The organism is Rhodococcus mengyinensis (assembly GCF_048381435.1).
Classification (GTDB): Bacteria; Actinomycetota; Actinomycetes; order Mycobacteriales; family Mycobacteriaceae; genus Rhodococcus_F; species Rhodococcus_F opacus_D.
This window is the reverse complement of the sequence record NZ_JBLWIT010000015.1, coordinates 40,987-64,104: the sequence shown is the minus strand read 5'-3', so window position 1 is coordinate 64,104 and position 23,118 is coordinate 40,987. Positions and strand designations below refer to the sequence as shown.

22 protein-coding genes are annotated in these 23,118 nt (G+C 66.7%); 7 read left to right on the top strand and 15 right to left on the bottom strand.

Annotated features, from left to right (window positions below; genetic code table 11):
• Positions 1-10 precede the first annotated feature (10 nt).
• The 5 genes from ACNJ7E_RS01690 to ACNJ7E_RS01670 form a co-directional block, all read right to left on the bottom strand.
• A protein-coding gene (locus tag ACNJ7E_RS01690) for an IS5 family transposase (protein WP_418338899.1) occupies positions 11-819 on the bottom strand; the annotation gives its coding sequence in 2 pieces (ribosomal slippage) (positions 11-486 and positions 486-819; 810 coding nt in all).
• 64 nt (positions 820-883) lie between these two features.
• A complete protein-coding gene (locus ACNJ7E_RS01685) occupies positions 884-2,572 on the bottom strand; it encodes a flavin monoamine oxidase family protein (RefSeq protein WP_418338898.1) in 1,689 nt (562 codons plus the stop codon).
• Positions 2,569-3,369, bottom strand: coding sequence for a carbon-nitrogen hydrolase family protein (locus ACNJ7E_RS01680; protein WP_418338897.1), 801 nt, complete (start codon positions 3,367-3,369; stop codon positions 2,569-2,571). Before ACNJ7E_RS01680 ends, ACNJ7E_RS01685 begins: the two co-directional genes overlap by 4 nt.
• Positions 3,366-4,823 carry an amino acid permease gene (locus ACNJ7E_RS01675; RefSeq protein WP_317571052.1) on the bottom strand — a complete coding sequence of 486 codons (1,458 nt, stop codon included), beginning with the start codon at positions 4,821-4,823 and terminating at the stop codon, positions 3,366-3,368. The genes ACNJ7E_RS01680 and ACNJ7E_RS01675 overlap by 4 nt, the downstream gene beginning before the upstream one ends.
• A 93-nt stretch (positions 4,824-4,916) precedes the next feature.
• A complete protein-coding gene (locus ACNJ7E_RS01670) occupies positions 4,917-5,537 on the bottom strand; it encodes a helix-turn-helix domain-containing protein (protein ID WP_280779246.1) in 621 nt (206 codons plus the stop codon).
• A gap of 108 nt (positions 5,538-5,645) precedes the next feature.
• Here ACNJ7E_RS01670 and speB point away from each other — a divergent pair, with 108 nt between their 5' ends.
• Both speB and ACNJ7E_RS01660 read left to right on the top strand, forming a co-directional pair.
• Positions 5,646-6,683 (top strand): agmatinase, encoded by a 1,038-nt coding sequence (speB, locus tag ACNJ7E_RS01665; RefSeq protein WP_280779247.1) that lies wholly within the window; start codon positions 5,646-5,648, stop codon positions 6,681-6,683.
• A 47-nt stretch (positions 6,684-6,730) separates the two neighbouring features.
• The gene (locus ACNJ7E_RS01660; RefSeq protein WP_418338895.1) at positions 6,731-7,477 is read left to right on the top strand and encodes a glycoside hydrolase family 25 protein; all 747 of its coding nucleotides are present in this window, start codon (positions 6,731-6,733) and stop codon (positions 7,475-7,477) included.
• Between the two features lie 16 nt (positions 7,478-7,493).
• Here ACNJ7E_RS01660 and ACNJ7E_RS01655 read toward each other — a convergent pair whose 3' ends face one another.
• On the bottom strand, positions 7,494-8,759 hold the full coding sequence (locus tag ACNJ7E_RS01655; RefSeq protein WP_418338894.1) for a hypothetical protein: 1,266 nt from the start codon (positions 8,757-8,759) through the stop codon (positions 7,494-7,496).
• A gap of 106 nt (positions 8,760-8,865) precedes the next feature.
• Positions 8,866-9,480: a DUF1345 domain-containing protein gene (locus ACNJ7E_RS01650; protein ID WP_283334621.1), complete on the bottom strand. Its 615-nt coding sequence runs from the start codon at positions 9,478-9,480 to the stop codon at positions 8,866-8,868.
• 497 nt (positions 9,481-9,977) lie between these two features.
• Here ACNJ7E_RS01650 and ACNJ7E_RS01645 point away from each other — a divergent pair, with 497 nt between their 5' ends.
• Positions 9,978-11,210, top strand: coding sequence for a glycosyltransferase (locus tag ACNJ7E_RS01645; protein WP_418338893.1), 1,233 nt, complete (start codon positions 9,978-9,980; stop codon positions 11,208-11,210).
• Between the two features lies 1 nt (position 11,211).
• Positions 11,212-13,356: an RNA polymerase recycling motor ATPase HelR gene (gene helR / locus ACNJ7E_RS01640; protein WP_418338892.1), complete on the top strand. Its 2,145-nt coding sequence runs from the start codon at positions 11,212-11,214 to the stop codon at positions 13,354-13,356.
• Positions 13,357-13,385: 29 nt separating this feature from the next.
• Here helR and pip read toward each other — a convergent pair whose 3' ends face one another.
• Positions 13,386-14,342, bottom strand: a complete 957-nt coding sequence (gene pip / locus ACNJ7E_RS01635) for a prolyl aminopeptidase (RefSeq protein ID WP_418338891.1) — start codon at positions 14,340-14,342, stop codon at positions 13,386-13,388.
• A 123-nt stretch (positions 14,343-14,465) separates the two neighbouring features.
• On the opposite strand from pip, the gene ACNJ7E_RS01630 reads away from it, so the two are divergent.
• On the top strand, positions 14,466-15,245 hold the full coding sequence (locus ACNJ7E_RS01630) for a DUF899 domain-containing protein (RefSeq protein WP_418338889.1): 780 nt from the start codon (positions 14,466-14,468) through the stop codon (positions 15,243-15,245).
• A 4-nt stretch (positions 15,246-15,249) separates the two neighbouring features.
• Here the strand turns inward: ACNJ7E_RS01630 and ACNJ7E_RS01625 are convergent, their stop codons facing one another.
• From ACNJ7E_RS01625 to ACNJ7E_RS01595, 7 genes are all read right to left on the bottom strand, one after another.
• Positions 15,250-15,672 (bottom strand): hypothetical protein, encoded by a 423-nt coding sequence (locus tag ACNJ7E_RS01625; RefSeq protein ID WP_005575058.1) that lies wholly within the window; start codon positions 15,670-15,672, stop codon positions 15,250-15,252.
• A gap of 90 nt (positions 15,673-15,762) precedes the next feature.
• The gene (gvpJ, locus tag ACNJ7E_RS01620; RefSeq protein WP_005575060.1) at positions 15,763-16,131 is read right to left on the bottom strand and encodes a gas vesicle protein GvpJ; all 369 of its coding nucleotides are present in this window, start codon (positions 16,129-16,131) and stop codon (positions 15,763-15,765) included.
• Entirely contained in the window at positions 16,128-16,730 is a 603-nt protein-coding gene (locus tag ACNJ7E_RS01615) for a hypothetical protein (protein ID WP_418338888.1), read from the bottom strand. Before ACNJ7E_RS01615 ends, gvpJ begins: the two co-directional genes overlap by 4 nt.
• 272 nt (positions 16,731-17,002) lie before the next feature.
• A complete protein-coding gene (locus ACNJ7E_RS01610; protein ID WP_418338887.1) occupies positions 17,003-17,986 on the bottom strand; it encodes a saccharopine dehydrogenase family protein in 984 nt (327 codons plus the stop codon).
• A 220-nt stretch (positions 17,987-18,206) separates the two neighbouring features.
• Complete coding sequence (locus tag ACNJ7E_RS01605) at positions 18,207-19,235, bottom strand: NADP-dependent oxidoreductase (RefSeq protein ID WP_418338886.1); 1,029 nt, start codon at positions 19,233-19,235, stop codon at positions 18,207-18,209.
• Positions 19,236-19,281: 46 nt separating this feature from the next.
• Positions 19,282-20,190 (bottom strand): SDR family oxidoreductase, encoded by a 909-nt coding sequence (locus ACNJ7E_RS01600; RefSeq protein ID WP_418338885.1) that lies wholly within the window; start codon positions 20,188-20,190, stop codon positions 19,282-19,284.
• A 115-nt stretch (positions 20,191-20,305) separates the two neighbouring features.
• Positions 20,306-21,010 carry a TetR/AcrR family transcriptional regulator gene (locus ACNJ7E_RS01595; protein WP_120661608.1) on the bottom strand — a complete coding sequence of 235 codons (705 nt, stop codon included), beginning with the start codon at positions 21,008-21,010 and terminating at the stop codon, positions 20,306-20,308.
• Between the two features lie 177 nt (positions 21,011-21,187).
• Here ACNJ7E_RS01595 and ACNJ7E_RS01590 point away from each other — a divergent pair, with 177 nt between their 5' ends.
• On the top strand, positions 21,188-22,153 hold the full coding sequence (locus tag ACNJ7E_RS01590; RefSeq protein ID WP_418338884.1) for an enoyl-CoA hydratase/isomerase family protein: 966 nt from the start codon (positions 21,188-21,190) through the stop codon (positions 22,151-22,153).
• 8 nt (positions 22,154-22,161) lie between these two features.
• Entirely contained in the window at positions 22,162-23,109 is a 948-nt protein-coding gene (locus ACNJ7E_RS01585) for an alpha/beta hydrolase (RefSeq protein WP_418338883.1), read from the top strand.
• Positions 23,110-23,118 lie beyond the last annotated feature (9 nt).

Sequence of the window (23,118 nt, the reverse complement as noted above, 5' to 3'; positions counted from 1 at the left end):
AGAGCGTGTCTCATGTGGGGAGTTTCTTGAAGCAGGTGAGTGCGGCGGCGAGGTGAAGGAAGCCGGCGAAGTGTTCGCCGTGGCGTTCGTAGCGGATGGTCATACGTCGGTAGCCGGTGAGCCAGGCAATGGTGCGTTCGATCTTCCACCGGTACCGGCCGAGGCGGTCGTTTCGCTCGATGCCGCGGCGGGCGATCCGCGGGACGATGCCTTGTTCGCGCAGCCACCGTCGGTGAATGTCGTAGTCGTAGCCCTTGTCGGCGCGAAGCTTTCCCGGCTTGCGTCGGCGTGGTCCGCGCCTGGACTTCGTTGCCGGAATCGCTGCCACCATTGGTTGCAGCATCGTGCTGTCGTGGGTGTTCGCCCCGGTCACGCCCACGACCAGTGGGATTCCGTTTGTTTCGGACAGGACGTGGATCTTCGATCCCTTCTTGCCGCGGTCGACGGGACTGGGGCCGGTCAGCGATCCCCCCTTTTTGCCCGGACGCTTGCCGCGTCCAGGATTGCTGCCGTCCAGTCGAGTTCGCCCGCACTACCGAGTTGGTCGAGCACCTTACGATGCAGTTTTTCGAACACCCCGGCTGCCACCCACGCGGTAAACCTTCGGTGCGCAGTAGGAACCGTGACCCCGAACGAGGGCGGCAGGTGCCGCCACGCACATCCGCTGGTGAGCACGTACACGATCGCGGTGAACACCGCCCGGTCATCGGCCGGCGCACTGCCGCCTCCCTGTGGCCGGGCGACAAAAGGCGGTATCAACGGTTCGACTATCTCCCACAACGCATCCGGAAACAACCTCAGTGACAACTCATCTACCACGCGTCACATTATGTCCCACACATCACTTCATCCACATGAGACACGCTCTAAGTACTCACAGGTGCTAGTCGCACAAACGAATCGGGCCGAGTTCCGCGTACCGGTCGCCGGGGCCGGGGTTGTCGGCCGGGGCGGCGCCGCCCAGATGGTGCATCACGCCCCAGACGGCGTTGAGCGCGGTCTGCACGGCGCCCTCCGCCCAGCCCGCGGTCCACGAGATGTCGTCGCCGGCGAGGAAGATGCCGCGGTGTCGCGGGTCGAGTTCGTCCTGGACGAAATGGCTGAACAGCCGTTCCTGGTACCGGTAGTGGCCGGGGAGGTTCGCCTTGAACGCACCCATGAAGTCGCGTTCGGTCTCCCAGGACAGCGTGACCGGGGTCGAGATGATGTGACTGCGGAAGTCGACTCCCGGGTAGATCTCCTCGAGCGACTTGATCATGAGGTTCATCCGCTCCGTCGCGTCGAGCGGCAGAAGCTTGAGCGAATCGTCGGACCACGTGTAGGACAGGCAGATCAGGCCGGGCTTGTCGTCACCGTGGTCGAGGAGGTAGGTGCCGCGGCTCATCCGGTCCGTCAGGGTCATGCTGACGAGGTCGCGGCCGGTGACCGGATCCTTGTCCTTCCAGAACGGGCGATCCACGAGGGCGAACACCTTCGTCGACCCCATGTAGTGGGTGCGTTCGATGGCGGTCCAGTGGTCGATCGGGAACAGGTCGTCGTCGCAGTGAATGTTGTTGAGCAGCATCCAGCTCTGCGCCGTGAAGACCGCGGCGGGGTACGTGCGGATCTCCCCGGACGAGTCGGTGACCGTCACCTGGTGCGGTGCGGTCCTCCGGACCTCGGTGACGCGGGGACGGGTGCTTCCGCCGTTCAGCGCGCGCACCGACGTGCCGTCCGGCCAGTGCGCCATCCCCGCCGGGGTGTCGGTCCACAGGCGCAGGGGCAGTTGCTGCGACCCGCCGACGATGCCGCGGTGGTGGTCGTCGGCGGCGGTGATCACGACGCGCAGGATCTCGAGAATCGAGTTGGGGAAGTCGGTGTCCCACCCACCCGTTCCGAAACCGACCTGCCCGAACACTTCCCGATGCCGGAACGACGCGAAGTGCTTCGACGAGGCGAGGAAGCCGTAGAACGTCTGATCGTCCAGCCGGACCACCAGGTCGTTCCAGATGCGCTTGAGTTCGGCGGTGTCACGGTCGCGGATCGCCTGCTGGAGCGGAATCAGCTCGGCGTGATCCTCGAGCGTGCGCTGCCACGCATCCGAGACCTCCCGGAACACGGGCGGCAGGTCGTCGAGGTGCTGCGCGTAGTAGCTTTCGCCCTTGAGGTCGATGACCGTGCTGGGGGTGCTGTCGGCGAGCGGGTTCGGGAACGCCTCGGTCCGCAGTCCCATGGCGTCGAGGTAGTGGAACAGGGTGGTCGACGACGGTGGGAACCGCATCGCACCCATCTCGGCCACCACGTCCGGGTGCCCGTCGAACGGATGCGACCGCATCCGGCCGCCGATCTGATCAGCCTCGTAGACAATCGGTTTCAGGCCGAGTTTCATCAGCTCGTACGCGGTGACCATCCCCGACAGTCCGCCGCCGATGACTGCCACCTCGGTGCCGTGGCGATCGGTGGGCACCGCGCCGAGACCCGAGCGGTGCGTGACGTAGTCGTCGTAGGCGAACGGGAAGTCGGGGCCGAACATGGTGAGCGGCCGGGGATCGGTGTCCGCGGCGGTGCTGTCCGGGGTGACGGGGATCGTCATGAAGTCTTCTCCTGCATGAAGGGGTAGAGGTCGACGCGTCGGTCGTCGAGATGGGTGTTCTCACGGCGGGATCGGTGGAGGACGTCGAGTTCGAGGTCGACGATCGCCAGCTCTTCGTGGCGGCCGGCGCGGGCGAGTTCGGTGCCGTCGGGCGCGATCGCACAACTGGATCCGCAGTAGTCGAGGTCGGCTTCGGTGCCGCACCGGTTGACGTACGTGACGAACAGCTGACTCTCGTAGGCCCGGGTGGGGACGACGCTCTCCGCGATGAATTCGTACGGGCTCATCAGGCCTGTGGGGACGACGAGCCACTGGGTTCCCCGGTCGGCATGTGCGCGAACGGCTTCCGGAAACTCGACGTCGTAGCAGATCAGGAGTCCGCACCGGATTCCGGCGTGGTCGAACTGGACCACCAGTTCGTCGCCGGCGGCGAAGTGCGACCGGTCGAGCTCACCGAACAGGTGGGTCTTGCGGTAGTTCGCGATCGACGTCCCGGACGGGTCGAACACCTGCACGCTGTTGTAGACGACGCCCCCATCCGCCTCGGGGTATCCGTAGACGACGGCGATCCCGGACTCGCCTGCGATCTCCGCGATCCGCGCCGCGATCGGTCCGTCGGCGGGTTCGGCCCGCTCCGCGATCAGGGATCCGATGTTGTAGCCGGTGGCCGCCATCTCCGGGCAGACCAGGATGGACGCCCCGGACGCCGCCGCCGTCTGCGCGGCCGACGCGATGGCGGCGAGGTTCGCCGCGACGTCGAAGGACAGTTCGGGACCTTGGAACAGCGCTGCCCTCATGGTGCCGGCACCCCTTCCGGGCTGTTGCGGAGTTCGGACTTGCGGACGCCGTACGCGAAGTAGATCGCGAGCCCGACTGCCATCCACAGCGCGAACGCCACCCACGTCGAGACGCCCAAGCCGAACAGCAGCAGCGCGCAGAACACGACGCCGAGCACCGGCATCAGCGGGAACAGCGGGGTCCGGAAGCTGCGGTGCAGGTCGGGATGGCGGCGGCGCAGGATGATCACGGCGATGTTGACGAGCATGAACGCGAACAGCGAGCCGATGCTCGTCGCGTCGGCCAGTTCGCCCAGCGGCACGAAGCCGGCGAGCGCGGAGACGACACCGCCGACGACCACGATGTTGACGACGGGCACCCGGGTGCGCGGGTTGACGCGGGAGAAGACCCGCGGAACGAGACCGTCGAGCGACATCGCGTACAGGATCCGGGTCTGCCCGTACATCACGGCGAGGACGACGCTGGCGATGGCGATCACCGCGCCCGCCGACAGGAGGATGGCGGGCCAGGTGCTGGTGGTCGCGGCATTGAGGATGGTCGCGAGTGCGGCGCCCTCACCCGCGATGTCCTGCCAGGGCATCGCGCCGACGGCGGCGATCGCGACCAGGCAGTAGAGGATCGTGACGATCAGGAGCGAGAGGATGATCGCGCGGGGAAGGTCGCGTTTCGCGTTCTTCGCCTCGTCGCCTGCGGTCGACGCGGCGTCGAACCCGATGTAGGCGAAGAACACCTGGGACGCGGCGGCCGTCACGCCGGCCGCGCCGAGGGGGATGAACGGTGCGAAGTTTCCGGCGCGGAACGCGGTGAACGCGACCGCGCAGAAGAACACGAGCACGAGGATCTTGAGGGCGACCATGACCGTGTTCACCAGGGCGCTCTCGGAAGCTCCCCGAGTCAGCAGTGCCACCGCGACGAGCACGATGACGATGGCGGGCACGTTCACGATGCCGCCCGCGCCCGGTGACTCGCTGATCGCGGCGGGTAGTGCGATGCCGAACATGCCGTGGAGTAGTTCGTTGATGTACTCGCCCCAGCCGACGGCGACGGCCGCGACCGAGACGCCGTATTCGAGCATCAGGCACCAGCCGCAGATCCACGCGAAGAGTTCGCCCATCGTCGCGTAGGTGTACGAGTAGGAGCTACCGGAGACGGGGATGCTGCCTGCGAGCTCCGCGTAGGAGAGGGCGGAGAAGAGGGCGGTGAACGCCGCGAGCACGAAGGCGAGGACGACGGCGGGGCCGGCCTTGGGTGTCGCCTCGCCGAGGATGACGAAGATGCCCGTTCCCAGCGACGCACCGATGCTCAGTGCGGTGAGGTGCACCAGGCCCATCGACCGCTTGAGGCCGTGACCGGGTTCCTGGTCGTTGCGCGCCACGATCGCGTCGACCGATTTGCGGGCGCGGAGTGCGCCGGCCAGTCCCGGCGGGCGCGGAGAAATCTTGGTGATGTCCAACGTTGAGCTCCTGAGCGGTGGAGTGATGTGGACAACAATGAACGGGCGAGCCGTGACTGTCAACACATGTTTCCTAAACCGCTTGACGGTTTCCTAGCGGGAGGTGGGCCGGACGTCGTCCGGTAGAGCGGGGGCCAGAATCCACAAGACGGTCGCCGTGTCGTCGCCGAGCGCGCGGAAGCTGTGCGGCAACTGGGGCGAGAAGGTGAACGCGTCCCCGGTCGCGAGCGACACGTCCTCCCCGGCCCCCGGACCGTTGAAGGAAATGCAGATCCGGCCGGAGACGACGTAGACGAAGGCGACGTCGACCGGCAGTTCGTACGTTTCCGAGCCGCTCCCGCCGCCGGGCTCGATCCGGCTCAGGAGCGACTGGATGCGGCGCTCGCCGAACGGTGTCAGCAGGAACTCGGCCATCCGCTCCCCGCCGAAACTGATCGGCGGGTAGTTGTCGGCGCGTACCACCTCACCTGCGGCGGAGCTCTCGAACAGCGACCCGACGGGAATGTTCAGGGCGGCGCAGATCCGCACCAGCGTGGCGACGGATGCGCTCGCGTGGTCCCGCTCGATCTTCGACAGGTAGCCCTTGGTGATGCCGCAGCTCGCGGCCAGGTCGTCGAGGGTGAGGCGCTGGGCCTGCCGGGCGGCCTTGAGCCGGGGGCCGATCCTGGGCGCGTCGACGCCCGACGCACCTTCGGTTGCGAGGTCGTTCGCCATGCATCGATCCTTCGTTGTGTCTCGTATAGGAAACAAGTGTTGACAAGAATGCGTTCCAAGGAAACGATACGACGACGCCACGTCTCCGGCACACACCGAAGGATTCCGATGAGTACAGACGACAGCCAGGGCCCCATCGACGCGACCCGCATCCAGGGCCCCGTCGACGCCACCCGCACGCCGCGCTACGCCGAACCCAGCACATTCGCCCGCCTCCCCCGGCTCGACGAGGTGTCCCGCGCCGACGTCACCGTGATGGGCGTCCCGTTCGACTCCGGCGTGAGCTACCGTCCCGGCGCACGCTTCGGTCCCGGCCACATCCGCGCCGCATCGAAGCTGCTGCGTCCGTACAACCCCGCACTCGACGTGCACCCCTTCGCGGCGCAGCAGGTCGCCGACTTCGGCGACATCGGCGTCAACCCGTTCGACATCCAGGAGGCCCTGGCCACCGTCGACGGCGCCGTCACCGACCTGCGCAAGGACGGCTCGACCGTGCTGACGCTCGGCGGCGACCACACCATCGCCCTGCCGATCCTGCGTTCCCTCGCCCGCGACCACGGCCCCATTGCGGTACTGCACTTCGACGCGCACCTCGACACCTGGGACACCTACTTCGGCGCCCCCTACACGCACGGCACCCCGTTCCGGCGGGCCAGCGAGGAGGGGCTCATCGACCTCGAGCGTTCGCAGCACATCGGCATCCGCGGCCCGCTGTACAGCAAGAAGGACCTCGAGGACGACGCCGTCCTCGGATTCCAGGTCATCCGCTCCGACGACTACGAGGTGGACGGCGTCGCCAGCATCGTCGAACGGATGCGTCGACGGCTCGACGGCGGACCGGTCTATGTGTCCGTGGACATCGACGTCCTCGATCCCGCGCACGCGCCGGGCACCGGAACACCCGAGGCCGGCGGCATGACGTCCCGCGAGTTGCTGAACACGCTGCGCGGACTCGTCGGCCTGAATGTGGTCGGCGCCGACATCGTGGAGGTCGCGCCCGCATACGACCACGCCGAGATCACCGGCATCGCGGCAGCGCACGTCGCGTACGAGTTGCTGTCGGTGCTCGCGATCAACGCGTCGTCCGCCCCGGGACGGGCTGCGCGCGGCGAGACGCTCCGGCAGGCGGCGTACGTGACGAAGTGACGTCCGTTGCCACGTGCGGGCAGCGGGAAGACGTTACCCTCGGGCGCATGGCTATCGGGGTGAAGGTCCGAAGGTTCTCCAAGATCGCACCACTACTGCTCGCCGGTGCGCTCGCGGCCGCAGTGCCGGGGCAGGCTGCCGCCGAACCTGTCAGAGGTCCGGACGTGGCCTCGTGGCAACACCCGGGCGGGTCACCGATCGACTGGTTCGCCGTCCGCAACGCCGGCCACGACTTCGCGATGGTCAAGGCCACCGAGAGTCTCAATTACGTCAATCCGTTCTTCGTCCAGGACTGCCTCGCCATGCGCGTGGCCGGCGTCTCCCGGGGCGCGTACCACTACGCCGACCCCACCCAGTCGCCGGAAGCGCAGGCCGCGTTCTACTCGACAGTGGTGCTGGGCATCAACGGTCCGGGTGACATGCCTCCGGTCCTCGACATCGAGCATTCCGGTGGGCTGCCGCCCGCGGCCCTGATCGACTGGACGCACCGCTACCTCAACACGGTCCAATCGCTCACCGGACGTCAGCCGATCATCTACACGTACCCGAACTTCTGGCGGACGGCGATGGCGAACACCAACGAGTTCGCCGGATACCCGCTGTGGATCGCCGACTACAACGGTCAGAACACGCCCGGCCCCCTCCCCGGCGGCTGGAGCAACTGGACGTTCTGGCAGTACACCAGCACCGGTCGCATCGCCGGCGTCAACGGCGACGTCGACCTCAACGTCTACAGCGGGGCGCAGGGCGACTTCGCGCGGTACTCCAACAGCGCATCCCCCTTCGGCAGCTGACGCCTGACGGGCGCGATCAATCCCGGCACGCCGGGTTTCCGGGGAACGCCGGGACGCCGACCCGGCAGCCGACGTCGGTGACGGCGTTCAGCCGCTCGACCGGCTCCCGGATCTCGAGCGCCGGCACGAGGCCGTCGGTCAGGAGTGCATTCTTGGTCGCCGGCGTCGTGGCGCGCTTATCCAGGGTTCCGCGCACCCGTGCGAAGTTGACGAGTTCGTCGTACACCATTGACAGGGCCGCCTCGGTGGTCCGGTCTTCCGGGTGCAGCCCGGCGAAGTCCACGCCCGTCTCGTATTCGTGGCGGACGGCGTGCGGACCCTGGTCACAGGTGGGCTGGTTCAGATCGATCCGGAAGTCCGGCCCTGCCGGACCCGGCGGCGTGATCGTGCCGGCGTCGGTGCAGACATGGTGCGAGATGCGATCGCCGAGTGCGTGAATGTAGATGCCGGTCCTCGCATTCCAGGAATTCTCGCCGATCCAGGAGTCGAACTGAGACGACAGGACCGTGTCGGAGATGACCTGCTGCCCCGTCATGTTGGTGAACGGGATGGCGGCGGGCGTCTCCAGGCTGTACGTGCCGTTGATCTGCACGGGATCGGCATCGCCGTAACACGTTGCGCCGGTGGCATAGTCGCCGTTTTCCGAGGGGTTCGTGAAACCTCCCGTGCACAACGGTGCGCCACTTCCCGGCCCGGCCAGCGCCCAAGTTCTCAGGTGCGTGAGCATGATCTCGTGCCGGGGATCGTCGACATCCGGTTGCAGGCCGTTGGGCAGGGGATCCGCCGGTCCGCGCAGCGTGGGCAGGAAGTGGAAGAGGAACCCGCCGGTGGCGAAGTGGGTGCGCACCAGGCCGCTGATGTCCTTGGTGGTCAATGCGTCGGCGTCCGGGACGAGCCGGCCGAAGATGTCGCGTGGGGCGAACGTGCCGAGGTCGGTCGCTTCGTCGTACGCCGCGATCCAGTAGGCGTCCCGCTCGGAGAAGCCGACGGTGCGGGCGATGATGTACGTCGAGTCCGAATGCACGAGACTCCGTCCGCCGAGTGGGCGGCGCAACGTGAAGCCGTAGCGGAGGAACGCCTCGGCGCCGCAGATCGGCGAGTTGGGATCGTCGAGTAGACATTCGGGTGGCAGCGGAGCGCAGTTGTGCGGTGGGGCACCGTCCTCGGTGTAGCAAATATCCTCGGCGAATCCGTACACCGGTGGTGGTGACACGACGAATGCCGCGGCGGTAAGCGTCAGCGCCACGATGGTTCCACCGACTCTTCGAGTGAATCTTCTCATCGAGGTGCACCTTTCGGTGTGGCCGAGTAGATCAACATTAACACCGGGGACCAGGCAAGATGCTCGGTTCTCGCAGGCGCCGAAATCAGTACGAGAACCCCAGTCTTCACCTGGTGAGGATCCCGGCGACCAGGTTGATCGTCGTCGCGAGGATGACTGCACCGAAAACGTAGGACAACAGGCAGTGCCGGAGCGCGACCGCCCGAATCTCCGGGCTCGAGACGTCGGTATCGGATACCTGGTAGGTCATCCCGAGGTTGTAACTGAAGTAGAAGAAGTCGCGAAACGCGGGCGGGGCGGTGGAATTGAAATCTATACCACCCGTTGACTTTTCGGGACCAGATCCCTCGTAGTACAGAAAGGCGTATCGGGCCGCGTACATCAGATGCAGGGAAGCCCACGCCAGGAATACCCCGATCAGAGCCACGGCGGCGTGCGCGGTTCCCGCCGAGGATCCGCCGGCCACCTGAAGTGCGACGATTCCTCCGAGACCTCCCGAAGCCGCTGTCACCACGACCAATTCGTCGACTATCGGACGAAAATCCTCATGTCCCACGTTGCGGCGAGTTGCCGCCGCATCCATCGGCCACAACACCGCCCAACCGGATACGACGAACACGGCGGCAGCGGCGGCGATGCCGACGAGAGCCCCCAACGCGGCTGTGATCACCAGGCCGCCGATGAAGCCCGCCGCGACACCGACCACCACCGCGGCGGCCACTCTCGGGATGGCGGAGGTCGGGAGAGGTAGGTGCAATGCCTATGCCTCTTGCAGGAGGCGTCGAGGCCGGTGCGGCATCACCCGTGACGGGATCGGGTGAGCCGTCACCATCGGCGCTCCCCACGCCGGGTGGCGACGTTCAGGTCGTCGCACGAGTGCGGAGTCATGTGCGACCTCCTGAGTGTTGACACAGAGCGCCCGCGAGGGCAGACGGCAGGCCAGGGCGTACCAGCGGCATGTGCCGAGCAGTCTATCCCGCCCACCGCTGTGATCGGACGGCGTTACCGTGATCGGTGAGCTCGATTGTGGGCGAACGCATTCGATTTACGACGCGGCGGCGAGGCCTGAGGATTGTCCGAATCGGACGAAGAAGTGGAGAGGAGTACCAACCCCTTTCCACTTTCAATTTATAGCGCACCCCGGGGCTTGCGGCAAGGCCCGGGTCGTGCCGCAGAATTACCGGCCGAAGCCAGAACCTGCAGAAATAGGAGCCGCGAGTGCGTGTGTTGTTGTCGACGTATGGGTCGCGTGGGGACGTCGAACCGTTGGTGGGACTCGTGGTGCAGTTGCAGGCACTCGGCGCGGAGGTGCGGGTGTGCGCACCGCCGGACGAGGACTTCGCGCAGCGGCTGGCCGGGGTCGGTGTGTCGATGGTGCCCGTCGGCCGGTCGGCGCGCGCGCTGACGACTGCGGCGCCGTCGGCGGCGGACCTGCCGCGGCGCGCGGCCGAGTTGATCGCCGGCCAGTTCGACGCGGTCACCGCGGCGGCCGAGGGATGTGACGCGTTGGTGGCGACCGGCGTGATGCCGGCCGCTGCCGGTGCACTGTCGGTGGCCGAGAAGCTGGGCATCCGCTCCGTGTCCGTGACGTTCCAGCAGCTGACCCTGCCGTCGCCGCATCGCCCGCCGCTCGCGTATCCGGGCCGGGCGTTCCCGCCGGACTTGACGGACAACCGGGCGCTGTGGGATCTGGACGCTCAGAGCATCGATGCACTGTTCGGGGAGGCGCTCGACACCAACCGGGCGTCGATCGGCCTGCCCCCGGTGGGCAACGTTCGCGACTACGTCATCGGCGACCGGCCGTGGCTGGCGACGGACCCGACCCTGGATCCGTGGCAGGAGACGCCGGACCTCGACGTCGTACAGACCGGTGCGTGGATCCTGCCCGACGACCGCCCACTCCCGGCCGAGTTGGTGGCGTTTCTGGACGCAGGCACACCACCGGTGTTCGTGGGCTTCGGCAGCATGCCCTTGCACGCGGCGACGGACGCCGCCGAGGTGGCCATCGAGGCGGTCCGCGCGCAGGGCCGCCGCGTACTCGTCGGGCGCGGCTGGGCCGACCTGGCCCTGATCGACGACGTGGACGACTGCTTCGCCGTCGGCGAGGTCAACCAGCAGACACTGTTCCGGCGCGTGGCCGCTGTCGTGCATCACGGCGGCGCCGGGACTACGACGACGGCCACCCGGGCCGGCGCGCCTCAGGTGGTGGTGCCGCAGGCGGTGGATCAGCCGTACTGGGCCGGCCGGGTGGCCGACTTGGGCATCGGCGCGGCGCACGACGGTCCGGTTCCGGCCGTCGAGTCACTGTCGGCCGCGCTCACGGCGGCCCTGACCCCCGAGACCGGAGCACGCGCGGCCGCCGTGGCGGGCACGATCCGCACCGACGGTGCGGCGGTCGCCGCGACGTTGCTGCTCGACACGATCGCCCGCACCTCAGATCGGAGCTGGTGACATGAAAAATCTGACTACCAGCGCGTTCGACCTTCCCGACCACCTCGCACCCAAGGCCGACCCGGCGCTGATCGCCGACGACGAGCTGCACTTCGCGGCTATCGCGGAAAGCCTCGAGCAGTCGATCGCCGACCTCGACCACCGCATCGACACCGAGCGCAAGGCACCCCGCCGATTGGGCCAGGAGGCGATGGAGCGGGACATGATGGTTCACCGGCTGAACGCCGAGCTGCGTGCCTTGCGCCGCTACGGTTTGGACCTGTGCCTCGGGCACTTCGTCAGTGCAGACAACCCCGAGCCCGTGTACGTGGGACGACTCGGCCTCATGGACCGTGCGGGCAATCAGCTGCTCGTCGACTGGCGCTCCCCCGTGGCCGAGCCGTTCTTCGGTGCGACCCACGGCAATCCGATGGGTCTGGAACGCCGCCGCAGGTACCGCTGGACCCGCGGCTGGGTCAGCGACTACTGGGACGAGGTGTTCACCCCGGACGGGTTCGCAGGCAACGCCGCGCTCGACGACCAGTCCGCGTTCATCGCCAGCCTGGGCAGCAACCGGTCGGCCCGGATGCGGGACGTGCTCGGCACCATCCAGGCCGACCAGGACGCCATCATCCGCGCGGGATCCCGTGGCGCCCTCGTCGTCGACGGCGGGCCGGGTACGGGCAAGACCGTCGTCGCGTTGCACCGCGCCGCGTATCTCCTCTACTCCGACCCCCGACTCCGTCACGGCGTGCTGTTCGTCGGCCCGCACGAGCCCTACCTGGCCTACGTCGCCGATGTCCTGCCCAGCCTCGGAGAGGAGGGCGTGCAGCTCTGCACCCTGCGGGAGCTCGTCGCCGAGGGTGCCACCGCGACGGTCGAGACCGACCGGGATGTGGCCCGCCTGAAGTCGTCCGCGGATCTGGTGAAGGCCATCGACGCTGCGGTCACGTTCTACGAGGAGCCGCCGACCGAGGGTATGACGGTCGCGACCGAGTGGTCCGACATCTGGTTGAGCGCCGACGACTGGGCCGAGGCGTTCGAAGCGCCGGAACCCGGTACTCCGCACAACGAGGCGCGCGAGCAGATCTGGGAGCTGCTGCTCACGATCCTGATCGACAAGTACGACGGTGACGTTCCGGCCGCTCAGATCCGGAAGTCGTTGCAGCAGAACGACGAATTACGCACGACCCTCGACAACGCGTGGACCCTCATCGAGGCGGCCGACCTCGTCGCCGACCTGTGGTCGGTGCCCGCCTACCTGCGCAAGTGCGCGCCCTGGCTCAGCCCCGACGACGTTCGGAAGCTGCAACGCCCGGACGCCCAGCGCTGGACGGTGTCCGACCTGCCGCTCCTCGACGCAGCACGGCAGCGGCTCGGCGACCCGGAGGAATCACGACGCCGGCGTCGCCACCAGGCCGCCGTCGCCGCCGAACGCGAGCAGAGGTCCAAGGTCATCGACGACCTGATCGCGTCCGATGCCTACGACGACGGTGAAAGTTTGATGACACAATTGCGGCAGAAGGACCTGCAGGAGATGCTGGTCGACGAAGCCGCGCTGTCCGGCACCGACCCCGACCTGCTCGACCGCACCTTCGCACACGTTGTCGTGGACGAAGCGCAGGAACTGACGGAAGCCGAGTGGCAGATGTTGTTGCTGCGCTGCCCGTCCCGGAGCTTCACCATCGTCGGCGACCGCGCCCAGGCCAGGCACGGGTTCACGGAGTCGTGGCAGGAACGGCTCGAGAGGGTCGGGCTCGACCGGATCGAACTGGCCTCTCTGACCGTCAATTACCGGACACCGAAAGAGGTCATGGCCGAAGCCGAACCGGTCATCCACGCCGTGCTCCCGGACGCCAACGTGCCGACCTCCATCCGCAGCAACGACATCCCCGTCGCACACGGATCTGTTTCCGATCTGGGCTCGATCCTCGATACCTGGCTCGAATCGAACTCCGACGGGATCGCTTGCGTCATCGGCGATCCGACGTTCCGGGCCACGCCCCGTGTCCGTTCGCTGACCCCGGAGCTGTCGAAGGGGCTCGAATTCGACCTGGTCGTCCTCGTCGACCCGGACACCTTCGGCACGGGGATCGAAGGTGCCGTCGACCGCTACGTCGCCATGACCCGGGCGACCCAGCGACTCGTCATCCTCACGAGTACGTGACGTCGGCCGAAGCTCTCGAAGCGCCGCGATCATGGCCCGCTGAAGGAGTCCAAGGCGGCCACCAGCGCGGAGCTGAATCCGCCTCCACCGTGGCCGGCATCGTCAACCACGACGAGTCGACTCTCCGGCCAGGCCCGCGAGAGCTTCCAGGCCGTGTCCAACGGTCCCGAAACATCGAAGCGGCCGTGGACCAGAACTGCCGGGATACCTGCCAGACGGCTCATTCCCTCCCGTATCTGGTTCGGAACGAGGAAGCACTCGTGACTCCAGTAATGCGTCACCAACCTGGCGAAAATCATCCGGAACGTTGCGTCCTCGTATCGGGGGCTCGGTCTCCATCCCGGCATCAACGACACGTGGGTGTCCTCCCACGCACACCACCTCGTCGCCGCCTCCTCGCGCACCGCCGCGTCCGGGTCGGCGAGGAGGCACGCATAGGCGGCCGCCAGATCCCAGTCCCGTTCGCCGGCCGGCACGGGAGCGATGAACTCCTCCCACTCCCTGGGGAAGATCCGACCCATGTCACGGGTGATCCAGTCGATCTCGGTTCGGGATCCGGACGTGATCGCTCCGAGCGCCATCGCGAGGACACGCTCGGGATGTCGTTGGGCGTAGACCAAACCCAGGGTCACACCCCAGGACACCCCGGCCACGACCCAACGCCTGATCCCCAGATGCTTACGCAGGCGTTCGATGTCCTCCATCAAATGTGCTGTCGTGTTGGTCGATAGGTCGGTGTCGGGGCCGGCGGCAAGCGGGCGGCTGCGCCCGCATCCGCGTTGGTCGAACAGCACCGCGCGAAAAGCATTCGGGTCGAAGAAGCGTCGTGCGCCGGGAGTGCATCCAGATCCCGGCCCTCCGTGCAGATACAGCACCGGCGTCCCCGTGGGATTTCCGGTGGTCTCCCAATACAGGAAATGGCCGTCGGAAACGTCGAGGAACCCGGCTTCGTACGGTTCCACCGCAGGATGGAGAGCGCTACTCACGAACTCAGCTTCGCATCCTGCACGAGGAGACGAACCGCGAATCAGTCGTTCCCGGTCTCGGTGGTAGCCACCGCCGAGAGTCGCCTGCGACGATTGCAGGTGCCCTTCGAGAGGAGACGAACGATGACAGCGTCCGATCCACAGGTCACCACCCGCGAGGAGTGGCTCATCGCGCGGCGCGAGTTACTCGCACAGGAGAAGGAGCTGACCCGCCACCGCGACCGGGTCAACGCCGCCAGGCGCGCGCTGCCGATGGTCGAGATCACCGAGAATTACGCATTCGACGGCCCCGACGGCAGGACCGGATTCGCCGACCTGTTCGACGGCCGCAGCCAACTCCTGATCTACCACTTCATGTTCGAACCCGACGCCGACGAGGGATGCCCCTCCTGCTCGTTCACGATGGACAACGTCGGCAACCTCCGGCACCTCTACGCCCGGGACACCTCGTTCGCGGCCGTGTCCCGCGCACCGCTGAACAAACTCGAGCAGTACCGACAGCGAATGGGCTGGACCTTCCCCTGGTACTCCTCGCACGGCAGCGACTTTAATTACGACTTCCACGTCACCCTCGACGCGTCGGTCGCACCGGTCGAATACAACTACAAGGACGAGGCCGAACTCGTGCAGTTGGACCCCGCGTGGAAAGGCTGGTGCGGCGAAGAGCACGGCGTCAGTGCTTTCCTCCGCCAGGGTGAGCGCATCTTCCACACCTACTCCGGTTACGCGCGCTCCACCGATATCCTCCTCGGCACCTATCACTGGCTCGACCTCACTGCCCGCGGCCGTCAGGAGGACTGGGAACCGCAACCTCGCCGCGGCGACGACCCCTTCATGAGTTGGCTACGCCGCCACGACGAATACGAACCAGGCGAGATTTCCGGAGAGAAGATCCCCGAGTGACCGCCTACATCAGTTCGAGCCCCGTTGCCTGCAATTCGAGATAGTCCCGCACCAACAGGTGAGAACACGGCGTGGACACCGCGGTCCAGGGCGTGTGTTGGGGTAATTGCAGTGTCAGCGATTCGGGTACCGCCTCGCGACACCTGATGACCGCCCGGAGTCGCGGCGTCAGGGAGTTCCACCACGCATCCAGCACATACCTGCACTGGGAGAGGTATTCGGAGAGTGGCCCTTGGAGAACCGCCATCTGCGGTACCGAATCAACTCCACCACTGATCCCCGCGACGCACGCGTCCCCGCATACGGCCATCACCTGCCCGATGAATTGCGGCGGCATGATGCCTTCGGGGTTTCGCAGCAGAGCGAGGCGTGCGCCGGCGGACAGGGCTTCATAAGCCACTTCGGGGTCGATTGCCTCGTCACCCATGCCACGAACGTACCCGGCTGTGGGCGTCTCCTATCGGGAACAGCAATATGTAATCAGCCTGAGCGCCGGCGCGGCCACGTCAGCGTCCGATCACTTTCGCCTCCGGCGCGGCTCGGGTTCGCGTTCGGCTTCCGATCCGCCGAGCAGGTCACCGAGCGTCTCCCCCACGGCCTCGAGCGCGCCCTTGGTCTTGGACTTCGTGCTGCCGCTGCCCTTCACATCGGAAACGAGGTCGGTCAGGCCCTTCGGTTCGCTGCCGATCTCCAGTCGGTTCACCGCCTCGGCGAAGCGCAGGTAGGTATCCACACTGGCGACAACGACGCGGGCGTCGATGGTGAGCAGTTCGATACCGACCAGCGAGACCCGCACGTAGGCGTCGATGACGAGGCCCTTGTCCAAGATGGTGTCGATGACATCGGCGAGGCTGCTGGAACTCGGGCCGCCACCTGCTGTGGTCATCGCTGTGCTCCTCGCTTTCGACTACCGGAGGTTTTCGCCGGGGTGCTCCGCTTGCGGGGCGGTCGCCGCGCCGGTCGTTCCTCGGCCTCCTCTGCCGTCTCGTCGTCGACGTCGTCCGGCGGCGGTGTCTTCTTCGGTCGTTTCCTGCGTCCCAGCGCGCCCACCATGCCCACGGTGTCGTCGACGAGCTTGTGCATTCTGCCCGCGGTGTCATCGGCGGTTTCCTCCACCGTGTCCACAGTGTCGTCGGTGACGTCTCCGGCCATGTCCGCGGTGTCCTCGACCAGGTCTTCGGCGGTCTCCAGGACCGCATCGCTGCCGGAGAGCAGCCGATTGTTGAGTGCATCGACTCGGGCGGTGGCGGCGGTCATGGCCGCCACTTTCACGGCGTCGAGGAGTTGGCCACGCACCGATTCACTGAGCTCGGCGAACTCGGGCGAGGTTTGCAGCAGTTTCGAGGCCCGGTCCACCATCTCCTGGGGTCCGCCGGCGAGGCGGCCGGCACCCGCCGCCGCGAGCAGCAGTCCCAGTTTCTTCCGGTGCCCTCGGCCCAGCCAATAGCCCACGACCACCGCTGCCGCGATTTGCAATCGGGTCATCATCGTCGACTCCCTTCACCCGCATCGGCCGTCATCGGTCGACGCCGAGCGCCCGGAGCCAGCCGCCCGGCGTACCCCAGATCGGTAAGTCCGGTGCGAACCAACCCCGAACCCGACTACCCGCAACGGATGGCCGTCAATCGGTCAAAGGCCGCAATGGGCTGGGAAATTCGGTGGGTGTGACCGACGGTGGAAACCGCCCGACCGGTCGCTCCTCGGCGTACCCCGTGCACTCCGCGACGACCCGCTAGGTCGCCGAGCGTGGTCGACAGTCACCCGAATGTCCGATTCACACTTCGAGTTACCGGGTCTGTGCCATCGTGTGCCGCACGCAAAGCTGACGGTTCGTCGACATCGTGAAGACCGACCTCGGACGCGCCGATTCGGAGAGTGTCGAGGCCGAAGGCCGCGACAGGGCCGTGCACGCCGGGCTCGAGGACGGCATCCGGCGCTGCCGCGCGGACGGCACCCCAGGCCAAGAGCGATGCTGTCATCTCATAAGGATCAGGTCCGGCAAGGGCCGTCGTGGCCAATGCCCGTCCGGAGTCGTCGCGGGCGACGGCGATGACCAGCGAACGGCCGTCGCTGTCCGGCTCACGGTGCGATCCGGGGAGCCGCTCGGACAGCCAGGTCAGTGCGGCCCGTGCCGGCGCCGACCGCAGGAGGGGTGCAGGGAGCGCGGTGGCCGTCCGTATCGGACGCGTCCATCGCCCCAACCACCCCATGCACACGTCGATATTCTCCAGCTGGGCGAAGACTTCCGGCAGGCCCAGATGCTCCGAGCCGGTGACGGTCATCGCCGCACGGTTCACGCCCGCGTAGCTGAAGGTGCGCACACGCTTGCCGACGCGCTCGTCGACCAGGCGGGCGGGAGCCCCGGCGTGCGGGTGGCGATAGGCGAACGCATCATCGGCCGCCGCACTGACCAGGGTCTTCCGCGTGCCCCCCGTGGTCAGGCTGAAGACATCACGCAGGCCGCTTCGGTATCGCAGCGCGTCACCATGTCCTGCACGGGTGAGGAAGTAGCCGATCTCCATCCGGGTGGCCCGATCCCCCGCGCTCGTCAGCGCGAGCGCCCCGGCGAGGTTGCCCGGTACATAGTCGTAGCCGAACGCCGGCACTACGGTCGCTCCGCGGGCTGTCGCGACGGAGTCCAACTCGAAGACACGCCGGACGAAGGTTCCCTCCCCGGTGGAGTCGAAGTAGTGCGCCCCCGCCTGTACCGCCGCGGTCACCGTCGCCAGACCGAGCTGCATGAATGGCCCCACTAGTATGGTTTCGGCCGACCAGGGTCGGCTCCTCACCGCGTGCGAGCAGCTCTAGGAGTACTCGTTGCCCGGTATACCCTGTCGCGCCCAGCAAGACTATTCTGCGTCGTTCCACGGCTTCGCCTTTCACTCACTGCCTGTCGACCGCGGACGCCAGTTCTGACTCGCCATCGACTGGTGTCGACGGAAGTACCCGATCCCGACGACATCAGAAGGTGGCCTCGCTATGGGATTGTCCTCCGACCTTGACAACGACCTTGCCTTTTGCGCGTCCCTGCTCGACGTAATCCAGTGCTGCTTTGGTTGATTCGAAGGGAAAGACCTGATCGACGACCGGATGTATGGCGCCGGCATCGATGATGGACGCAAGCCGGCGTAGTTGTTCTCCACTCGATTTCATGAACAGGAACGAATAGGTCACATCGCGTCGTTTCGCTGCCCGTCTGATTCGAAAGCTCAGCAGGCACATGACCTGTTGCACGATCCAGTTCAATCCGGCTTCTTTCGCGAAGCTGGGATCGGGTGGACCGGAGATGGAGATGATCTGTCCACCGGGTTTGAGAACGCGGAGTGATCTTTTGAGCGTCTCACCGCCGAGGGTGTCGAGGACGAGATCGTAGTCGTGCAGGATCTCCGCGAAATCATCCTTTTTATAGTCGATGACGACATCCGCACCCAGGCGCTCGACCCAATCGGCATTTGCGGTGCTCGTCGTCGTGGCGACCGTCGCGCCGAGATGCTTGGCCAGTTGAATCGCGAACGTGCCGACACCCCCGGAACCGGCATGGACCAGAACCTTCTGCCCCGCTTGCAGGTTTGCCCTCTCGATCAGCGCTTGCCACGCGGTCAAACCGACCAGCGGGACCGAGGCTGCCTCTTCCATGGTGAGTTCTCGTGGCTTGATCGCCACGTCCTCCTCGTTCACGGCAATGGCTTCCGCGAACGTGCCGATCCGATCTTGCCGGGGCCGCGCGTATACCTCGTCGCCGGGCTTGAATCGGCGCACCGCGGGCCCGGCTCGAACGACGACACCGGCCAGGTCATTGCCGAGGACAATCGGTAGACGGTACGGAAGAATAGGTTTGAGCTTCCCCTCCAGGATCTTCAGATCCAAGGGGTTCACACTCGCGGCGTGGATTTGAACCAGGACGTCATCATCTCGCAACTCCGGGTCGGGTACCTCACCCGCCCGCACACCGTCAATGTTCCCGTATCGATCGAGAACGACAGCCTTCATCGTGATTTCCTATCTCTTGTGTTCGTGCGGACCACAGCCGGTTTCGCTAGATGCGCGCCGGGCTGCGCTGATCGTTTTCACTGAGGTGCGGCAACTCTGGAACGAGTTGGTCGTTCCTGCCCAAGGCGGCAACTTCGGTTTCGAGGTCGGGAACTGTCGCGGCGGAGAACCGCCTGGTCCACGGCCACACGACCGGAGAATTCAGCAGCGCCTTGGCCCAGTTGGCGACGGCGACCGCCCGGGGAACGTAGACGCGACTGCGCCGGTATGCGAGCCCGTCGACGATGGCGGAGGCCGCTCGGTCGACACTGGTCGTGACGTTCCCCGGATACGGCAGGCGCCGGCGCATCTGCTGAAAAGAAGGAATGTCGACCTCGGCGCCCCGCACGAGGTCGGTGTCGATCCAGGACGGATGGACAAGACCGACGGTGATCCCGAGGTGGGCCACTTCCGCGCGATAGGCAAGTGCGAGCGACTCGACCCCGGCCTTACTCGCGCCGTAAGAGGCCAGACCGCCAATCGAGGTGAAGGACAGTGCGGATGCCACGATCAGGACGTGGCCCCGGCTGCGTTGCAGATGAGGTGTCGCATGCTTGAGGGTGCGGAATACGCCGTTCAGGTTGATGTCCACGACTCGCTCGAAGGACGCCTCGTCCGCGTGTCGCACCGTTCCGTAGGCGGCCACTCCGGCGTTGGCGACGACCATGTCGACGCCGTTCATGACATCGGCGCACTCGTCGATCGCGGACCGCAATCCCGCGCTGTCGCGCACGTCCGCCTCACACCAGTGCGCCGACGGGCCGAGTTCCTCGGAAAGGGCGCGCAGTCTGTCGGGTTCGAGACCGATCAGGGCGAGCCGAGCACCCTGCGCCGCGGCAAGGCGTGCTACCTGCTCGCCGATGCCGCGCGCGGCTCCGGTGACGATTACTTTGCGGCCCACGAGATCACGTTTCATGCGGCAACTGTAACTTCGTTATATGACGAAGGCAATGCCGCTGCTCCATCAACCTCCAGTCGGGATGAATCCGAGCCCCAGCAACGACTTCGCGCCGGGGCCCCGCGGTCTCGGCTCAGGCGCCCGCCGAGCTGTCCAAAGCGGGCCGGACCGAGTCGTACATGCGCACGGCCCTCTCGTGTGAGACCTCGGCACGTTCGCGCGTGTCGCCGAGGCCGACCGCAAAGTTCACGCCCATCGGCAGCAGCACCTGTCCCACCGCGTCGTCGAACTCGGCGAAGTGCTCGCCCAGCTCGAGAGTGATGTAGCCGTGCACGTAACTCCACAACTGCGCCGCGACCACCTCCGGGGCGTGGGGCTCGACCCTGCCGGAGTTCACCAAGCGCGCACACGCGTCGGTGACGTGTGTGTAGGCATCACGGAAGGCCGGAGAATGTCCACTCAACCGCACGTCCGACTCCAACGGTCGGTAGGTGGCACGAGTGGAGAGTCCGAACATCAGGTCGTAGAGGTGGGGGTTCTCGCGCGCCTGGCGCCGGCACGTCAATGCCAGCACGAACAGATCCACGACCGGATCCTCCGTCACAGGGACCTGGGAAAAGGCCGTGCCGAGTTCGGTGAATCCATGGTCTGCGACCGCGCGGACGAGCTCGGGGATGCCGCCGAAGTGGTGGTAGACGACCATCGTCGACAGTCCGGCCGCGGACGCCACCGTCCGCGCCTTGATCGCGGACGGGCCCTGTTCGGCCAGCAGGCCGACCGTGGCTCGAATCAGCCGCTCCGGCACACCCTCGGGTGTGGTCGGCGACGTCTCTCCCATATCTCCACCTGACTTCGCATTTTCCGCCCGGTGGGCACCGAAGTACCGAGTGACCCTTGCCACCACCGCATAACATGGTTATAGTACGTCATAACGAAGTTACAGGTTTGATGGCCGCTCCCACGGGTGCTCGCCGCACGTCCTTCCCCTTCCTCCCATTTACGGATGTGAAATCTCATGACACACGAAGACAAAGGCCATCTCGAGGTCGAGGACCGCGGGGACGTGCTGATCGTCCGCGTCGACGGCGGCCCGCACAGCCTGTTCGGCCTCGACATAGCCAACCAGCTCGAGGAGTTGGTGGACCGCGTCGACCGCGACGCGCACGTCCGTGCGGTCGTGTTCACCGGGACACGCCCCGGCCGGTTCGTCAGCCATGCGGATGTGCGGTGGCTGCAGGAAGAGGGTGCAGCGGTCCCGCCGCTGGGCCGTCGCGTTGCCTCCGCGATCGCGCGGGTGGCCAGAGGCGCTGATCGCGCCCGCGCCCTCGAGCCCGTGGTGCGCAGGACCCCGCTGTGGGGAGCGGTCCAGCTCGACCGGCTGCACGCGACGTTTCTGAAGATGAACGCCAGTGGCGTCATTTTCGTTGCCGCCCTGAATGGTTCAGCCCTCGGCCTCGGCGCGGAGTTCGCCTGGGCGTGCGACCTGCGGGTCATGGCCGACGGTGACTTCTTCATCGGCCAGCCCGAGGTGCTGCTGGGAATCAATCCGGGTGGTGGCGGTACCCAGCGCCTGACCCGACTGATCGGCACCCACCGATCTCTGGTCGCCATCCTCGAAGGCAGGCCGTTCACTCCCGCGCAGGCCCTCGCCAACGGAGCCGTCGACGAGGTGGTGGCTACGGGCGACGTGATCACGCGGGCGACCGAACTCGCCGAGTACTTCGGCTCACGGCCGAGGGAGGCGGTCGCGGCGGTCAAAAGATCCGTGTATTTCGGCGGATCGATGTCGCTGACGGAGGGTTTGCACGTCGAGCGCACCGAATTCCTCGGCACCGACCAATCCGAGGACGGCCAGCAGCTGATGCTCGACTACCTTGCGACCACCGACGCCACCGGTGAGCTGCCCCTCTACAACCCGGACATCTACAAGCAGGCCCTCGAATCGGGCCGCGTGCCCGGCGGCTCGACGAACGGACGATGAGACCAGCCATGGCCACCAAGAAACCTTTCACCCGCCACGACGTCCTCTTCTCCTCCGGTGACAGCTCCTGCGCCGCGTGGCTGTATCTGCCCACCGGCGTCACCTCACCGCCCGTCGTCATCCTCGGACACGGCCTCGGCGCCACCCGCGATATGCGCTTGGACGCCTTCGCCGAACGTTTCGCCAGGGCCGGCATCGCCGCCTTCGCGTTCACCTATCGGCACTTCGGTGACAGCGGCGGCCAACCCCGTCAGCTGCTGTCGATCAAGCGCCAGCTCGCCGACTGGGATGCCGCCATCTCCTGGGTGAAGGCTCGTGGCGGTCTCGACAGCACCCGCATCGCGGTCTGGGGCAGTTCCTTCGGCGGTGGCCACGCCATCACCGTCGCGTCACGGCATCCGGAACTGCGGGCGGCGGTCGCGCAGTGCCCGTTCACCGACGGGTTGGCCTCCGCGCTCGCGCTCGGCCCGGCCGCCTCAGTGAAGGCCTCCCCCGTGGTCGCCCGGGATCTGATGGCCAAGGTTGGTCGGCGCGCGCCGGTCATGATTCCGCTCGCCGGGCCCCCCGGCTCACTGGCACTGATGAACGCCCCGGACGCGCTGCCCGGCTACCAGGCCCTCGTGCCGGCAGGGACGACGTTCCGAAACGAGGTAGCGGCCCGGGTGATTCCCAGCCTGGTCACCTACCGGCCCGGGCGGGTAGCAAAGAACATCGCCTTCCCGATCCTCTTCTGCGTGAGCAACACCGACACCGTCACCCCACCCGCCCAGACCCTCCGATACGCGCGGACAGCACCACGAGGCGAGATCAAGACCTACGACGCCGGCCACTTCGACTTCTACCTCGGCGAACCCTTCGAGGCCTTGGTCCGTGACCAGATCGACTTCCTCACCCGCCAACTCGACTCGGCACCGGTCACACCGTCACCGGGCCGGGCCGCACCACACCGAAGGTGAACACGACCA

Coding starts and splice junctions, on each gene's coding strand:
- ACNJ7E_RS01685 (WP_418338898.1), bottom strand. CDS start 2,572: ATGACGATCCCCGTCACCCCGGACAGCACCGCCGCGGACACCGATCCC.
- ACNJ7E_RS01680 (WP_418338897.1), bottom strand. CDS start 3,369: ATGAGGGCAGCGCTGTTCCAAGGTCCCGAACTGTCCTTCGACGTCGCG.
- ACNJ7E_RS01670 (WP_280779246.1), bottom strand. CDS start 5,537: ATGGCGAACGACCTCGCAACCGAAGGTGCGTCGGGCGTCGACGCGCCC.
- speB (WP_280779247.1), top strand. CDS start 5,646: ATGAGTACAGACGACAGCCAGGGCCCCATCGACGCGACCCGCATCCAG.
- ACNJ7E_RS01660 (WP_418338895.1), top strand. CDS start 6,731: ATGGCTATCGGGGTGAAGGTCCGAAGGTTCTCCAAGATCGCACCACTA.
- ACNJ7E_RS01655 (WP_418338894.1), bottom strand. CDS start 8,759: ATGAGAAGATTCACTCGAAGAGTCGGTGGAACCATCGTGGCGCTGACG.
- helR (WP_418338892.1), top strand. CDS start 11,212: ATGAAAAATCTGACTACCAGCGCGTTCGACCTTCCCGACCACCTCGCA.
- ACNJ7E_RS01630 (WP_418338889.1), top strand. CDS start 14,466: ATGACAGCGTCCGATCCACAGGTCACCACCCGCGAGGAGTGGCTCATC.
- ACNJ7E_RS01625 (WP_005575058.1), bottom strand. CDS start 15,672: ATGGGTGACGAGGCAATCGACCCCGAAGTGGCTTATGAAGCCCTGTCC.
- gvpJ (WP_005575060.1), bottom strand. CDS start 16,131: ATGACCACAGCAGGTGGCGGCCCGAGTTCCAGCAGCCTCGCCGATGTC.
- ACNJ7E_RS01615 (WP_418338888.1), bottom strand. CDS start 16,730: ATGACCCGATTGCAAATCGCGGCAGCGGTGGTCGTGGGCTATTGGCTG.
- ACNJ7E_RS01610 (WP_418338887.1), bottom strand. CDS start 17,986: ATGCAGCTCGGTCTGGCGACGGTGACCGCGGCGGTACAGGCGGGGGCG.
- ACNJ7E_RS01605 (WP_418338886.1), bottom strand. CDS start 19,235: ATGAAGGCTGTCGTTCTCGATCGATACGGGAACATTGACGGTGTGCGG.
- ACNJ7E_RS01600 (WP_418338885.1), bottom strand. CDS start 20,190: ATGAAACGTGATCTCGTGGGCCGCAAAGTAATCGTCACCGGAGCCGCG.
- ACNJ7E_RS01595 (WP_120661608.1), bottom strand. CDS start 21,010: ATGGGAGAGACGTCGCCGACCACACCCGAGGGTGTGCCGGAGCGGCTG.
- ACNJ7E_RS01590 (WP_418338884.1), top strand. CDS start 21,188: ATGACACACGAAGACAAAGGCCATCTCGAGGTCGAGGACCGCGGGGAC.
- ACNJ7E_RS01585 (WP_418338883.1), top strand. CDS start 22,162: ATGGCCACCAAGAAACCTTTCACCCGCCACGACGTCCTCTTCTCCTCC.